Raw genomic sequence first — 14502 nt, 5'->3', positions numbered from 1 at the left:
CCAGAAGCTAAAAATACACAAACTCCCACACAGATGCCGATAAAAGGCAGTTGTAAATCCAGGTCTGCCAACGTACTGGCGGGGGTATTTAACCAAAGCTTCACTTTTTGCTTCAAGGTGGCTTCAAAGGCTGCGCCACAGGAAATCCCAACAAAAAGCCCTACCGCAATTAAAAAATAGGGAGGCTGGGGCAAATAGTACATATTCAATGAAAAAGGATAAAAGACATCCCTGATCATAGCAAGGTCAGACTTAATTTACCGGCACTAATTTTTAGCTACATTGGTTACCGCCCCGGTGAATCAACAAATTCTTGTCGCCAAAGAAATGACCAGAATATAATCCCTATCTGCCGTTGGGGGTATGCCCGCGCCTTGATTGCTGATAATCTAGTTGGTGTCTACATCTCACCGCCGCCCTGAATTCAGGTTATCGCTTCCCCAATGCTGAAAGTGTTTCGTCAGTCCTTCCTTGTTGTGCTCACCGTGGCCTGTTTGATCTGGTCTGCCCCGGCGATCGCCGCTAGTTCTTCTTCCGTGACCGGGGGAGCTTCAGCTTTTGAAAATATCGTGTTGGCGGAAACGGATTTTCGGGACCAAGACCTGCTCACCGCCCAGTTCACCAATGTGGACTTGACCAGCAGTATTTTTGAAGCTATGGATTTGCGGGGCTCCGTGTTTAATGGTGCTAACCTCACCGATGCCAACCTCAAAGGGGCGGATCTGACCAATGGTTTGGCCTATTTGACCAGTTTCAATGGGGCTAATTTGGAGAACGCCATCTTAGCAGAGGCAATTATGCTCCGGACTTCCTTTAAAAATGCCAAAATCCAGGGTGCTGACTTTACCCTTGCGGTGTTGGATTCAGAACAAGTGGCCGCTCTATGTGAAGTAGCTGATGGGGTTAACCCCAAAACCGGCAACAGCACCAGAGAATCCCTTGGTTGTTCCTAAAAAAACATAAAACCATCGGGTTAAATCAAACTTGTCAAAAGGATAGAGTCTGTTGGGAAAATCTTGCCCAGTCCCCAGTTAAGGAGCGCAATGATTGTTCAAGGTTTCCCCATTTGTCGGAGCTTGTCAGGGAAAGCGTGGGGGATGGATTAAGTAGACATAAATATTGCAAAGTAAACTCTTAGGCGACATCAGATAGTCCGATGGAAAAACAATTGACCACAGTGGGGGTAGTTGGTGGTGGGCAGTTGGCCTGGATGATGGCCCAGGAAGCCCCCCGATTAGGGCTCAAATTGGCAGTGCAAACCCCTGAGGAAACCGATCCGGCAGTGGCATTGGCTGACAAAGTGGTGTTGGCGGCGATCGCCGATGGAGAGGGGACCAAGGCGTTGGCTGAACACTGTGGGGTAATCACCTTTGAAAATGAATTTGTCGATTTGCCCAGCTTAGAAAAGTTAGCTGAACAAGGAGTTACTTTTTATCCTCAGATCGATTCCCTCGCTCCTTTGTTGGATAAATGGGAACAACGCCATTTTTTGCAAAACCTCGCTGTACCTGTGCCGGACTTTTGGGCTCTGGAATCATTGCCTTCCCAGTTGCCCGCTTTTCCCTGGGTGTTAAAGGCCCGTCGCCACGGCTATGACGGCCAAGGAACCCAAATTATTAATTCCCCGGCGGATCTACCAGATTTGAGTCAAGCCTCTCCTGGTAGTTGGATGGTGGAAAGTTTTGTGCCCTACGAAAGGGAATTGGCCGTCCTTGGGGCCCGCAATGCCAAGGGAGAAATGGAAATTTACCCAGTGGTGGAAACCCGCCAAATTGACCAGGTCTGCCGTTGGGTGGTGGCCCCCGCCCCCATTGATGCCGCCATTGCTGCCACGGCCCAGGATTACTGCCGCCGCATTCTCAAGCATTTGGATTACGTAGGCATTTTGGCGATCGAATTTTTTCTGTTACCGGAATCTAGCCAAACCAATACCCCGGCGCAACGGTTGCTGATCAACGAATTAGCTCCCCGCACCCACAATTCTGGCCACTTCAGTTTAGACGCTTGCCACACTTCCCAATTTGCTTTGCAACTGCAAGCAGTGACTGGACAAACATTGGGGTCATCGGCTTTGCATTGCGGCCAAGCGGTGATGGTGAATTTATTGGGCTACGAAGTGTCAGCGGGGGATTATCAACCACAATTGGTTGAAATTGCCGCTCTGCCCCATAGCCATGTGCACTGGTACGGCAAAGGAGAATGTCGTCCCGGTCGCAAGCTGGGCCATGTGACTTTGTTAAATCCCAATGTTGCATCAAAACCTTCCACCACCTGGGCTGAAGCTATGGTGAAACAAGTGGAAGATATTTGGTACCCCGCCCCGACTTAGAACTACTTGGAACAATGTGGTGAATTAATCAACCTCAAGGACGCTGATAGTTAAAAACTACCAATGCCGAGGCGGAGTTGGGAGCTTTCCAATAATTGTTCTTGCTCTATGTCCGTCAGTTGCCCATCCAATTGGTCTGAACGAATTTCATAGGGGTTGTAGTCTGCTTCTGCATCGATATCCCCCTCTCCCCCGACGCCCCCCAGCCAGAGGGCACTATCCTTGGGCAAAATACCGGCCAAATCCGCCGCACTGCCTTCCGATTGGGGCAAGGGATTAAGACTTTCTTCTGTCATCATTTGGGCTTGAACCGGCAACGCAGAACCAAAGGCGATCGCCGTTAGCCCGAGGGCTATAGTAATTTTTCGTCCGACGCTAATCATATTTTGCTCCTAAGATTTCAACTTGGTGCTTTGGTGTTATTAATTTCCACTCCTCAATGGGGCCTTAGTCAGTCCCTAGCATTTAGTATGGACGATTTGCCAACTGGATTTCCAGTGCTTGGCACAAAACTTATTCAACGCCTATTCCACCCCGTGGTGTTGGTAAAACAAATTCACTGCTTCGGCTAAATTATTGACAATAAAATCCGGTTGATAACGTTCCAATTGTTCCCGATTGCGAATACCAGATAAAACGGCGATCGCCGGCATATTGCCCCGCTGGGCCGCCAAAATGTCCGCTTCGGTATCCCCCACCATCCACACACTATCCGCCGGAGGTAATTCGGCCAGGGCCCGTTCCATCAATAGGGGTTTATCGTTAGTGTCGCCGGTTTTCACATAACCATCCGCTAAACAATAACGGCAATCGATGGGGAAAAAATGGTTAAAGTGATTGCGGTCCAGGGCTTCCTGTAGCTCACTTTCTCGCCGCATGGTCATCAGCACTAGATCAATGCCTCGGTCTTTGATGCCCTGTAAAATCTCCTCCACTCCGGCCAGAGGCTGGTCATAGGGCAAGTAGGGCTGGCTATGGACGGTGCGATTACGGATGGCGACAAATTCTTCCGTTTGCTCCGGGGTCAAACCAGAATCAAGGCCAATCTGTGCCTTGGGTACCTTGCTCCGTTTCCTTTGCCAAAATTCCGCTTTGCTCAGTATGTTCAGATTTTGCCCAGGTAATTTAACCTGCTCCAGACAGTATTGATAAACCTGATGATACCGCTCAGAAACATCCATAATCGGGCCATCACAGTCGGTAATCAGTCTCAGCATGGGGAAGAAAGGAAAAGTAACAGTCCAAATTCTAACCGTAATTCGTTCCACCGTCCCGAGCTTATACACCATATTACCCAGAGCAAAAACCCCGACGGTCCAAGGTTCATATCCCTGGCGATCGGGGTGGTGATAGGTAAGAATTGTTTGGGCAATTAAACCCGACAATACTGCAAAATTATTGAGGTCAGAACTTAACCCCGCATTTTCTGGGCCCAAACTTTGGTGGGTAAGCCCCAAATATAGATGAAGCCTTCCGCGGCTTTATGGTCAAATTGGTCTTCCATGCCGTAGGTCGCCAATTCCGCATCATAGATGGAGTAATCAGACTTGCGGCCGGCAACGTTGGCATTGCCCTTAAAGAATTTCACCCGCACCATGCCCGTAACCCGTTCTTGGGTTTTGACGATAAAAGCATCCAAAGCTTCCTTGAGGGGGCTGTACCATAATCCTCGGTAAATCAACTGGCTATAAATTTCTTCGACGGTGTTTTTATAGTGGGTGACGTCGGCGGTTTGGGTCAAACTTTCCAGATCCCGGTGAGCATCGATTAACACCAATAGGGCCGGAGCTTCATAAATCTCGCGGGATTTAATCCCCACCACCCGGTTCTCCACCATATCCAACCGTCCTACCCCATGGTTACCGGCAATTTCATTCAGCCGTTCCACTAGAACAACAGGGTCAAGTATCACCCCATTTAAACTGACGGGAATGCCCTTTTCAAAACCGATATCCACATATTCCGGCTCGTTCGGTGTATCGACGATCGCCTTGGTCATCAGATAAATTTCTTCCGTCGGTTCCGTCATGGGGTCTTCCAGGGGACCCGCTTCGATGCTACGGCCGAGGATATTACGGTCAATGCTGTAGGGGGAAGACTTTTTCACGGGGGATTCCACGCCATACTTCTCTCCGTAGGCGATGGTTTCTTCCCGGCTCATTTTCCATTCCCGGGCCGGTGCCAACACCTTCAAATTGGGGTTGAGGGCCATAATGCTGATGTCGAACCGCACTTGGTCATTGCCTTTACCAGTGCAGCCATGGGCCACTGCATCGGCACCATATTTTTCCGCTGCTTCCACCAACATTTTGGCAATGAGGGGGCGGGCCAAGGCTGTGGAGAGGGGATAACGGTTTTCGTAGAGGGCATTGGCCTGGATGGAGCGGAAGGCATAGTCTTGAACAAATTCTTCCTTACCGTCAATAACCAGGGATTCCACTGCACCACAGCGGAGAGCTTTTTCCTGAATCGGTCCCAGTTCATCCCCCTGGCCCAAATCCGCCGCGAGGGTAATAACTTCCTCTACTCCCCATTCTTGCATTAAATAGGGAATACAAACCGATGTATCTACCCCACCGGAATAGGCGAGAACGACTTTTTTGGCGCGACCCATACTGCTTTTACCTGAAGAACTGATTCAATGTGCCATTCTAGCAGTAATGTCTTGGTCAAAATTGTTTGTTTTAACACCGCCGAGATCCTTGCCCTCGGCTATCCGCAAGGGGTTTTGCCTAGCTGGTTGAATCTCGACCGCCGGCAAATGTCAGGCTTTCCAGATAGAGCGTATCAAAGCTGAGATCGACTCCGTTCGGCCATTCCACCGAACCAGAGACAATTCTTGCAGAGCTAAACAGAGAAATATTTTTGAGTTGGCTTGGCTGAAAATGCCTTTGTTAAGCTAACTGTTTCAAACCCAACTATGGATGAGTCAGCAAAAGTAGCGGGGACGTTCACCGGTCACCCAAATTGAGAATGTTTTCCCCATCTTTGTTGTATGGAGGCCATGTCATTGTACCAATTGGATCCGGACAACCACTGCGCGCAAAAGTTGTCCAATAACGCATCATGCAATCTGACAAGGCAAAATCTTCCTCTTCATAACCGAGGCGGGCATCGAGATTTCCAAATATGTAAGGCACTTCGACTCCGTGATAAGCACCAAAGCGCGACGCTAGATCTGTTTTGGGAACTCGTGAAAAACGATAGCAATAAGTCGGGGCCGTCATCAATGCCGCCATTCGACGGGTTGGCTCGACAGCAATGCGGAATGCTAGCTCTTCCGCCTCTGGACTGCCAGGGGCAGTGTGAGTAAAGCGGGTTCCCTCATCCCCGTTGTAGCCAAGGATGCTCGGCACTGGTGCCCCTTTCACCGCCGCAAAAATCAAACCAGGATCTTCCGGCAGAAACCAACCATCAACCACAGGACAAAACAACATCTTGCCCTTATTAGCCGCCAATAAATCCACGTCTGAGTGCTGACGCAATTCATTGATTACTTTCCCCGGCGTTGTGCAACCCAGTGAAGCGGCGAACTTGGAGGCATTAGCCGCAGCGCATCCTGGATCTGTGCTCGCCTGAGGTAAACCGTGGGGGATTGTAAACCAGGTTCCGCTCTGCATAATCGTGTGGGAGAAAAGTTCCCTGGATAGCGGGCTGGCAAGGTGGCAAGAAATACTGATGCCCCCGGCTGATTCACCAAACAGGGTCACACATCCAGGGTCCCCGCCGAAGGCGGCAATGTTCTCCCTAACCCACTGCAGCGCACAAAGCTGATCGAGTAGGCCATAGTTGCCCGAAGATCCATGGGGAGATTCCTCGGCCAGTTCTGGATGGGAGAGAAAACCAAAGGGGCCCAGACGATAATTCACTGTCACGACCACTACACCGTATCTAGCCAAGTTCGCTCCATCAAACTCGGCTGCTGATCCGCTCCCAACTACAAAAGCCCCTCCATGAAACCAGACCATGACGGGCAGTTTCGCCGAATCTCCAGGAGCAGGGGTCCAAACATTGAGGTAAAGACAATCTTCGTTTGGTGCGCGTTGACGTTCCGTGATAACCGGAATCGTATCCAGGTATTGCGTGCAGGGATTGCCAAAGGAAGTTGCCGAACGGGAACTATCCCAGCTAACGCCAGCCACAGGAGGCTTCCATCGTAATGCCCCCACCGGCGGGACGGCATAGGGAATTCCCAGAAATGAGCCAAGCCCCTCAGAAACCGTCCCAATCAAGCGTCCTCCAGACACCTGAATTTCCAATGTGGTAAAGCCTGTTTTCATTGCTAGAGTTAACCTAGTCAACCTGCATGAATTTCTGGCATCTTAACTTTAAATATGGCAAGCAGGCTTAGGCTGAAAAAGTTGGGACTAACGATCGCCGTTAACCCTAGAAAATTTAGTTAGAGCCATGGCTGAGCACCACTCGATAATGGGCTTTGCCGTTTTCCAGGTGGGCGATCGCCTCGTTAATCTGGTCAAAACTGAATTGCTCCACCACGGGCTTAATGTTATGACGCACAGCAAAATCCAACATGGTGGTAATGGTGGCGGGACTACCCACGGGGGAAGCGGCGATGGATCGTTGCCCCATCAAGAGAGGGAAAAGGTTCAGCTCCAAAGGCTCCAACACGACCCCAACAAAATGGAAATGGCCCTGGGGCGCAAGGGTAGTGATGTATAAATTCCAGTCCAGCTTCAGGTTCACCGTGGAAATGATGTAGTCAAATTTGCCTTCCACACTGGCGATCGCCTCCGGATCGGTGGAATCAAGTATATGGTGAGCCCCCAACTCCAAAGCTTCCGTTTGTTTCCTGGCACTGGAGGTAAAAGCGGTCACTTCACAGCCCCAGGCCCGGAGAAATTGCACCGCCAAATGGCCCAAGCCACCAATGCCGATCACTGCCACTTTCGCAGTGGGTTTTAAACCCAACTCCACCATGGGGCTAAACACTGTGATGCCACCACAAAAAAGCGGCCCCGCACTGGCTAGGTCAATATCTTTGGGTAATTTCACCACACTGACCCCCTTGGCCCGCACTCGATCGCCAAAGCCACCGTAATGACCCACAATGGTCGATTCTGCCGTGGCACAAAGATTGTGATCACCCGATAAACAACTATGGCAAGTCATGCAATAGCCCGCATGCCAACCCAGCCCCACCAGATCTCCCACTTGCACATGGTTCACCCCTTCCCCAATGGCGGCCACAGTACCCACCACTTCATGGCCCGGCACGAGGGGATAACTGGAAATGCCCCATTCGTTATTGATCATGGACAAATCACTATGGCAAACTCCACAATATTGCACCTCAATCTCCACCTCGTTAGCCCCCAAAGCGCCGGGATCATATTCAAAGGGCTGGAGTTTTCCGTTGGCTTCCAGGGCGGCGTAGGCTTTAATCATGGGCGATAAGTCTTTTGGTACTGTCAAAACTGGGTTCGATGGGGTGGTGGAGAACTTAATTGACCCCCGGGTCCCCCAAATTGTAATTGATTCTTCAATGATGGGCTAGTTATGTATTGGCGGTTACCCCAACTTTCAAACTCGAACACAACTGCTACCATGGAGCCTAGTAATCACCAATTATTTTCAGTAAGATTTTATGAGCGACTTAATTGTTATCGGCTACGACGATGAATACAAGGCAGAAGAAGTACGCCTTGCCCTAGCTAAACTACAGGTAGAGCATTTGATCGAAATGGAAGATGCCGCCGTTGTGGTCAAAGACGAAAAGGGCAAAATAAAGCTCAAACAAGCCATTAATCTCACCAGTTCCGGCGCCGTTAGTGGCGGTTTTTGGGGTTTATTGATCGGCGTTTTATTTTTCAATCCTCTTTTAGGAGCAGCAGTAGGGGCGGCCAGTGGAGCCTTGGCCGGTGCTCTCAGTGACATTGGTGTGGATGATAATTTCATGCGGGAACTAGGAGAAACCATGTCCCCCGGTAGTTCTGCCCTATTTGTTCTGGTCAGGAAAGTGACCCCCGACAAGGTATTGGCTGATGTGAGCAAATACGGCGGTAAAGTGCTGAGAACTTCTTTGTCCCAGGATGAAGAGTCCCAACTGCAAGCAGTGCTCGATCGCCATGGTTTATTGGACGGTGTTCCGGCGGCGGAATAGTCATCGGTAGCTAAATGGACTATTCCCCTGGCCCTGATAATTAATTCCAGGTAATAAATAAATTGGAATTTCGCGGGGATTCAGGTTGCCCAACAGCTCGATTTTGACCAATCTTGCTAAAAATTTCATAGTCATATTTTCTTAATTCCCCATTTTGGCCGGCCTTGGTGGGGAATTTAATTTTGCTTAAAATTGTGTGGGATCATTATTGGGAATTGCGTTGCTGAGAAAATTATGATCAACATTTTTAGGATTTGGGCGATCGCCGCCAATGGTTTTCGAGAGGTTATCAGGGACCGGATTCTTTATGTGATCGGCTTTTTTGCCATTTTGATGGCCCTGGCCCTGCGCATACTGCCAGAAATTTCCGTCGGAGCGGACGGTAAAATTTTCCTCGACCTGGGTTTAGCAGCCACTTCCCTGTTGGGGGCGATCGTGGCGATTTTTGTCGGTACGGGCCTAATCAATAAAGAAATCGAGAAACGGACCGTGTTGGTGCTTATTCCCAAGCCCCTCAGCCGCAGTGAACTTATTATCGGCAAACATTTGGGATTATCGGGGGTGCTAGCTGCCATGTTGGTGATTATGACCAGCATTTACTTGGCCATGTTGGCCTGGGCCAAAATTCCTTTTTCTCCCACGGCCATTCTCATTTCCCAGGGTTTTCTCTTACTAGAATTAGCTGTCCTCACGGCGATCGCCATTTTATTTGGGGTATTTACCAGTTCCATTTTGGCCACCCTGCTCAGTTTTGGGGTGTACTTTATGGGACATATCAGCCGGGATTTGCTCAAGTTGGGGGAAATTACCAAAAATACCAACATCGAAACCCTGACTAAATATCTTTACCTGGTGCTGCCCAACCTGGAAAGATTTAATCTGAAAAATGAGGCGGTGTACGGAATTTTGCCCACCAGCAGCGAACTTTGGGCCAACTTACTCTACGGCATTCTCTACATCACTTTGATGCTCACCCTAGCAAATTTGATTTTTACCCGCAGACAGTTTTAGGTGTTTTACATTTGAGAGTGTCAAGTGGGCAATGATATGAGATCATGAGCAACTTTGGCTAATGAGATTTTGAAAAAATGTCTATACACTGCCTTGAATGTAATCAAAAATGGGTTTGTCAAGGAGAAGCAACGATTCAAGTGTAAGAGTTGCCAATATCAATTCACAAATATTTCCAAGGAACGGGGTAAACCTCTCTGGATGAAACTAGAAGCAGTCCTACTGTACATGAGTGGCATGTCAATGAATGCGACAGCAAAACTATTGGGAGTTTCTACTCAGTCAGTGCTCAACTGGGTTAGAGATTTTGGTGAAGCAAACTATGAAAAACCAGCCCCAGACTCAGCCATGGTGGTGGAATTAGACCAACTGTGGCATTTTCTTCAGGCAAAAAAACAAGTTATGGATCTGGAAGGCATATGAGCATGTTACTGGGAGACTCATCAACTGGGAACTGGGAAATCGTGATAGTCAAACCCTGAGTCGCTTGCTGGAGAGACTGGCAAAGTGGAAAGTGACGGTGTACTGCACTGATGACTGGAAGCCTTATCAACAACTGCTGGATGAACATCCTGATGGGTTCCATGTGATTAGCAAAAGAGAAACCGTCGGGATTGAGAGAAACAACTCAGATAATCGCCCTTGGTTTGCCAGATTCCATCGCCGGACGAAGGTTATCCCCAAGTCAGCCTACATGGTTGAAATTACCATGGCAATATTTGCTAAATTCAGGGTCAATGGCAGCATAGAATTGTTACGCAACTGGCGGCTTTCATTACTTTCTTGAACTCTCTAATTATTAATTACCTTAACCACAACAGCTAGGAGCAGGACCTTGTATTGCATTGGTTTGATTAGTGGCACTTCCGTGGATGGCATTGATGCCTGTTTAGTGGAAATTACTGGGTCTGGGTTAGATCTCAGGGTGGATTTGCTGCGGGGAGAAACCTACGGCTACCCCACTGGCTTGCGTCAACAAATTTTAGATTTGTGCGGCGGAAAACCCACTAGCCCAGAGGCGATCGCCTTCGTGGATGACAATATTGCGAAGGAATTTGCCCAGGCGGCCCAGAAAATTCAACAATCTTTGCCCCCGGCGGACTTAATCGGTTCCCATGGCCAAACCATTTTCCATCGTCCCCCCAATGCCGGAAACTCCCTTTTCCTAGGCTACAGTTGGCAGTTGGGTCGGGGAGAGGCGATCGCCAGTTTGACGGGACTGACCACGGTGAGCAATTTTCGAGCGGCGGATATTGCGGCGGGGGGCCAGGGAGCGCCCTTGGTTTCCAAAATTGACGTTTGCCTATTGAGCGATCAGGATGAACACCGCTGTGTGCAGAATTTGGGTGGCATTGGCAATGTGACCTATCTTCCTCCCCGCAATCAGGCCGATTGGCAGGAAAAAATTTGCGGCTGGGACACGGGGCCCGCCAACGTCTTAGTTGACCTTGCGGTGCAAAAATTTACCCAGGGGGAAAAAACCTATGATCAAGGGGGGCAATGGGCAGCCCAGGGTCAGCCCCGGCAAGCATTGGTGGATCAATGGTTACAAGAACCCTTTTTTGAGCAATGCCCTCCTAAATCCACCGGCCGGGAGTTGTTTGGGGCCCAGTACCTCGACAAGTGCTGGATTGAAGCCCAGCGCCAGGGCCTGAATGAAACTGACTTTTTGGCCACTCTGACGGAATTTACGGCCCGCTCTGTGGTGACGGAATACCAACGGTTTTTACCCCAGTTGCCCGATCGCCTGTTGCTATGTGGCGGTGGTGCCCATAACCTCTATCTACGGGAGCGGCTCCAGTATCATCTTGGCCCCAACACCAAAATTCAGCGCACCGATGATGTTGGTCTGAACAGCGATTTCAAAGAGGCGATCGCCTTTGCCGTATTGGCCTATTGGCGTTTTCAAGAGCAGTTTCCAGGCAATGTTCCTCTGGTCACCGGCGCTAACCAGGATTGTCTTTTGGGGGATATTCACCTTGCGCCAGCCCGCAACCGATTTGATTAATTATTGGTAGCTTCAGCCAATTCCGCTAGCCGTTCCTGTTGATCCTGGGAAATACAGGACTCAATAATGGTGTGAATTTCACCTTCCAGGGCCGTGTTTAAATCAAAGTTGCGCCCCAAACGGTGGTCAGTGACCCGGTTATCCTTGTAGTTATAGGTGCGAATTTTTTCGGAACGGGAACCCGTCCCCACTTGCGATCGCCGATTGGAACTGATGGCATCCTGTTGTTCCTGGAGCATCATGTCATAGAGTTTCGCCCGGAGAATTTGCATGGCCCGTTCACGGTTTTGGAGTTGGGAACGTTCCTCTGTGCAAAAAATCCTAATGCCTGTGGGTTTATGGAACAGATCCACCGCCGTCTCCACCTTGTTAACGTTTTGTCCACCAGCCCCACCGGAACGAGCCGGACTCATTTCAATATCTTTAGGATCAATTTTAACTTCCACGTCATCCACTTCGGGCATGATGGCCACGGTGGCGGTGGAGGTATGTACCCGCCCCCCAGCTTCCGTCACCGGCACCCGTTGCACCCGATGCACTCCCGCTTCAAATTTCAATTGACTATAAACCCTTTCTCCCTTCACTTCGAGAATTGCTTCCTTAAAGCCCCCCATATCCGCCAAGGACTCACTCAACAGACTCACTTTCCAGCCTTGGCTCTCGGCATACCTGGTGTACATTCGCACCAAATCCCCAGCCCAAATACTAGCTTCGTCTCCCCCGGTGCCAGCGCGGATTTCCAACATGATATTTTTCTCATCGTTGGGATCCTTGGGCAAAAGCAGGATAGTTAGACGTTTTTCCAACTCCCCAATGGCATTTTCCAACTCCTCCACCTCCAACTGGGCCATTTCCCGCATTTCTGGGTCATTGCCGGATTCTTTGACAATTTGCCGAGCCCCTTTTAAATCCTCTTGGCTTCTTTTCCAAGTGTCGTAGGTATCAACGGTTTCTTCCAATGATGAGCGGGCTTTGGCCACCCGTTGCAATTCATCGGGGTTGGTGGCAATGTCCGGATCCGCCAGCATCCTAGTCAATTCCTGATAGGTCTGCTCCACAGAAGCTAGTTTGTCTAAGAGGTACGTTTCCGCCATGGTCTGCCTTGGGTCAAAATGCTCAGTCTTCTATTCTAACTCCCCCAAGACCCCCCTGCTTTCTCCCGCTGTATTGACCGCCCACTAATCAGTCCGCATCTTCAAATAAAAGCTCTTCCAGGATATGTTTTAGTTCGTCATTGTCGGGGTGTACCAACTCAATTTCCGTTTCACTAACGGCTTTAGCAAGGAACAACAAAGGGGCGAGGGGAGTGTAAATGCTATAGCGTTCTTCCTCGTGGTAAAAACTAGCCAAGAACTGCAACTCTTCCTCTTCCATTTCAGCGGCGGCATCGTTGCCCTCAATTTCTAGGGTGAGGATATCTTCGTCTTCAATGGGGGGCAATTCACCGCTAACAGTGAGGGTGTAAGCAGTGTACTTCAATGACAAATCCAATTCTGCTAGTACAGCCTTAGCATCAGCAAAAATACGGCTAATTTCTTCTTGATCCTCTAGTAAAATTGCCTCGGCATCTTCTGTTTCTTCATCATCATCTTCCCAGGCAATAATCACCACTGGGATATCAACGGGCATCAATAATAAATATTGAGCATCTTCTTCTTCAAGGGAATTTTCCACGTAGCAATCTAAGGCCCGCCCCGCTTCATCGTAGAGCGTTATGCTATCGCTTTCATCCGGTTCATTTTCTTGATTAAACAGATAAGCAGACATATAACTTAATAATATTATTGAGTATTAAGAGTATCACGGAAGAAGCAGATATTTAAGAAGGGAGCTTAATTAAAGTTTAGGTGATCTAGCCAATTGCTTTTTTCAATAGTGTTAACTCCATTGATATCCGTAAGATTATATTGCAATGGGGTAATGGTGATGAAGTTATCTTGGCTGGCCTGCACGTCGGTGGGAATGCGACGGTTGAGCCGGAGATAGTCCGGTTGGGGAATTTCCTTTACCCTTTCCCCTGCTAGCCAGTAGTAGCGTTTTCCCCGGGGATCGTACCTTTCTTCGAAGGTTTCGCTATAGCGTTGTAGTCCCTGACGGGTGAGCTTAACTCCGGCAATCTGATCCGCTGGCACCGCTGGAATATTGATGCTAAATAGAGTCGGCTCCGTCAATGGCGATCGCCAGAGATGTTGGACAAAGCAGTTGGCAAAGTCAGCGGCGGGCTGGAAATCCGTGGCGGTAAAACTGACCAAACTCAAAGCAACGCTAGGAATGCCCTCGATCAACCCTTCCATGGCGGCGGAAACCGTACCGGAATATAAAACATCAGTGCCGAGGTTAGCACCGTGGTTAACTCCGGAAAGGACAAAATCTGGATAGCGGGGCATCACCGCATGGAGAGCAAACTTTACACAATCAGCAGGGGTGCCAGAACAGGACCAAGCCTTGATGCGGGGATCAAACACATCCTCCACCATGCCCGCTCGAATTGGTCGATGGAGGGTCAGGCCATGGCCTGTGGCCGATCTTTCCCGGTCAGGGCAGACCACTGTGACTTGATGCCCGGCGGCGGCCAGGGTGTTGGCCAAGGTACGTACCCCTTGGGAAAAAATACCGTCATCGTTACTGACGAGGAGATTGAGGACCGGGGATGGGGTCATGGGACACCAAAGAATCGAGATTGTGCCTTTCAGCCTTAACGATATCAGGCTATGTCCCGCTTAAGCTCCGATTATTGCCAGCTAACTCCTTGGCGCCCTGGGGCCATAACTGGGAAGTATTTTGTGCCTTTGGCCAATGTGGCGATCGGTCCCAAATGGACTAATCCTGCTTTCACAAGAAAAAATTTTTCTTTTTTAATGGTTTATTTTTCCCAATAAAACCTTTTTTTTACCTTTGGAAACCAACCGTAATCTGAGAAACTGTCTTGTTTTTTTTAAGAAATATTATTAATCTGAAATTCAAGAGAGGTTAATCAACGCCAATTATTATCTCGCATTATTAATCCTCCTTTATATCTGTCTCTTATACACA

At 49.2% G+C, this 14502-nt stretch carries 14 protein-coding genes and 1 pseudogene; 6 read left to right on the top strand and 9 right to left on the bottom strand.

What is annotated here, in order from left to right:
* Positions 1–203, bottom strand: a pseudogene (locus IQ219_RS07880) (hypothetical protein); the annotation flags it as partial.
* A 240-nt stretch (positions 204–443) separates the two neighbouring features.
* Here IQ219_RS07880 and IQ219_RS07875 point away from each other — a divergent pair.
* Together IQ219_RS07875 and purK are read left to right on the top strand one after the other, a co-directional pair.
* Entirely contained in the window at positions 444–953 is a 510-nt protein-coding gene (locus IQ219_RS07875) for a pentapeptide repeat-containing protein (protein ID WP_194020492.1), read from the top strand.
* A 203-nt stretch (positions 954–1156) separates the two neighbouring features.
* Positions 1157–2329 (top strand): 5-(carboxyamino)imidazole ribonucleotide synthase, encoded by a 1173-nt coding sequence (purK, locus tag IQ219_RS07870; RefSeq protein WP_194072267.1) that lies wholly within the window; start codon positions 1157–1159, stop codon positions 2327–2329.
* Positions 2330–2379: 50 nt separating this feature from the next.
* Here the strand turns inward: purK and IQ219_RS07865 are convergent, their stop codons facing one another.
* From IQ219_RS07865 to IQ219_RS07840, 5 genes are all read right to left on the bottom strand, one after another.
* Entirely contained in the window at positions 2380–2712 is a 333-nt protein-coding gene (locus IQ219_RS07865) for a hypothetical protein (RefSeq protein ID WP_194072266.1), read from the bottom strand.
* A 141-nt stretch (positions 2713–2853) separates the two neighbouring features.
* On the bottom strand, positions 2854–3765 hold the full coding sequence (locus IQ219_RS07860) for an HAD family hydrolase (RefSeq protein ID WP_228016797.1): 912 nt from the start codon (positions 3763–3765) through the stop codon (positions 2854–2856).
* Positions 3741–4943, bottom strand: a complete 1203-nt coding sequence (gene argG / locus IQ219_RS07855) for an argininosuccinate synthase (RefSeq protein WP_194072265.1) — start codon at positions 4941–4943, stop codon at positions 3741–3743. Before argG ends, IQ219_RS07860 begins: the two co-directional genes overlap by 25 nt.
* Positions 4944–5280: 337 nt before the next feature.
* Positions 5281–6609 (bottom strand): carboxylesterase/lipase family protein, encoded by a 1329-nt coding sequence (locus tag IQ219_RS07845; RefSeq protein ID WP_194072264.1) that lies wholly within the window; start codon positions 6607–6609, stop codon positions 5281–5283.
* 115 nt (positions 6610–6724) lie between these two features.
* Complete coding sequence (locus IQ219_RS07840) at positions 6725–7735, bottom strand: NAD(P)-dependent alcohol dehydrogenase (protein ID WP_194072263.1); 1011 nt, start codon at positions 7733–7735, stop codon at positions 6725–6727.
* Positions 7736–7934: 199 nt separating this feature from the next.
* Here IQ219_RS07840 and IQ219_RS07835 point away from each other — a divergent pair, with 199 nt between their 5' ends.
* From IQ219_RS07835 to IQ219_RS07820, 4 genes are all read left to right on the top strand, one after another.
* Positions 7935–8450 (top strand): DUF1269 domain-containing protein, encoded by a 516-nt coding sequence (locus IQ219_RS07835; protein ID WP_190599187.1) that lies wholly within the window; start codon positions 7935–7937, stop codon positions 8448–8450.
* 234 nt (positions 8451–8684) lie between these two features.
* Positions 8685–9461 carry an ABC transporter permease gene (locus IQ219_RS07830; protein WP_194072262.1) on the top strand — a complete coding sequence of 259 codons (777 nt, stop codon included), beginning with the start codon at positions 8685–8687 and terminating at the stop codon, positions 9459–9461.
* A 66-nt stretch (positions 9462–9527) separates the two neighbouring features.
* A protein-coding gene (locus IQ219_RS07825; protein ID WP_368667589.1) for an IS1 family transposase occupies positions 9528–10248 on the top strand; the annotation gives its coding sequence in 2 pieces (ribosomal slippage) (positions 9528–9853 and positions 9852–10248; 723 coding nt in all).
* 15 nt (positions 10249–10263) lie between these two features.
* Positions 10264–11469, top strand: a complete 1206-nt coding sequence (locus IQ219_RS07820) for an anhydro-N-acetylmuramic acid kinase (RefSeq protein WP_368667588.1) — start codon at positions 10264–10266, stop codon at positions 11467–11469.
* On the opposite strand, the gene prfA is transcribed toward IQ219_RS07820, so the two are convergent.
* The 3 genes from prfA to surE all read right to left on the bottom strand — a co-directional run bounded on the left by prfA (position 11466) and on the right by surE (position 14129).
* Positions 11466–12563 (bottom strand): peptide chain release factor 1, encoded by a 1098-nt coding sequence (gene prfA / locus IQ219_RS07815; RefSeq protein WP_194072260.1) that lies wholly within the window; start codon positions 12561–12563, stop codon positions 11466–11468. The two genes, IQ219_RS07820 and prfA, sit on opposite strands and share 4 nt — an antisense overlap.
* An 88-nt stretch (positions 12564–12651) precedes the next feature.
* A complete protein-coding gene (locus tag IQ219_RS07810; RefSeq protein ID WP_190599191.1) occupies positions 12652–13236 on the bottom strand; it encodes a DUF3727 domain-containing protein in 585 nt (194 codons plus the stop codon).
* Positions 13237–13301: 65 nt separating this feature from the next.
* Positions 13302–14129 carry a 5'/3'-nucleotidase SurE gene (gene surE / locus IQ219_RS07805; protein WP_194072259.1) on the bottom strand — a complete coding sequence of 276 codons (828 nt, stop codon included), beginning with the start codon at positions 14127–14129 and terminating at the stop codon, positions 13302–13304.
* Positions 14130–14502 lie beyond the last annotated feature (373 nt).

It is taken from the genome of Synechocystis sp. LEGE 06083, from assembly GCF_015207725.1.
GTDB classification, from domain to species: Bacteria; Cyanobacteriota; Cyanobacteriia; order Cyanobacteriales; family Microcystaceae; genus Synechocystis; species Synechocystis salina.
The sequence above is the reverse complement of the archived record's forward strand: the minus strand, read 5'-3'. Positions and strand labels throughout refer to the sequence as shown.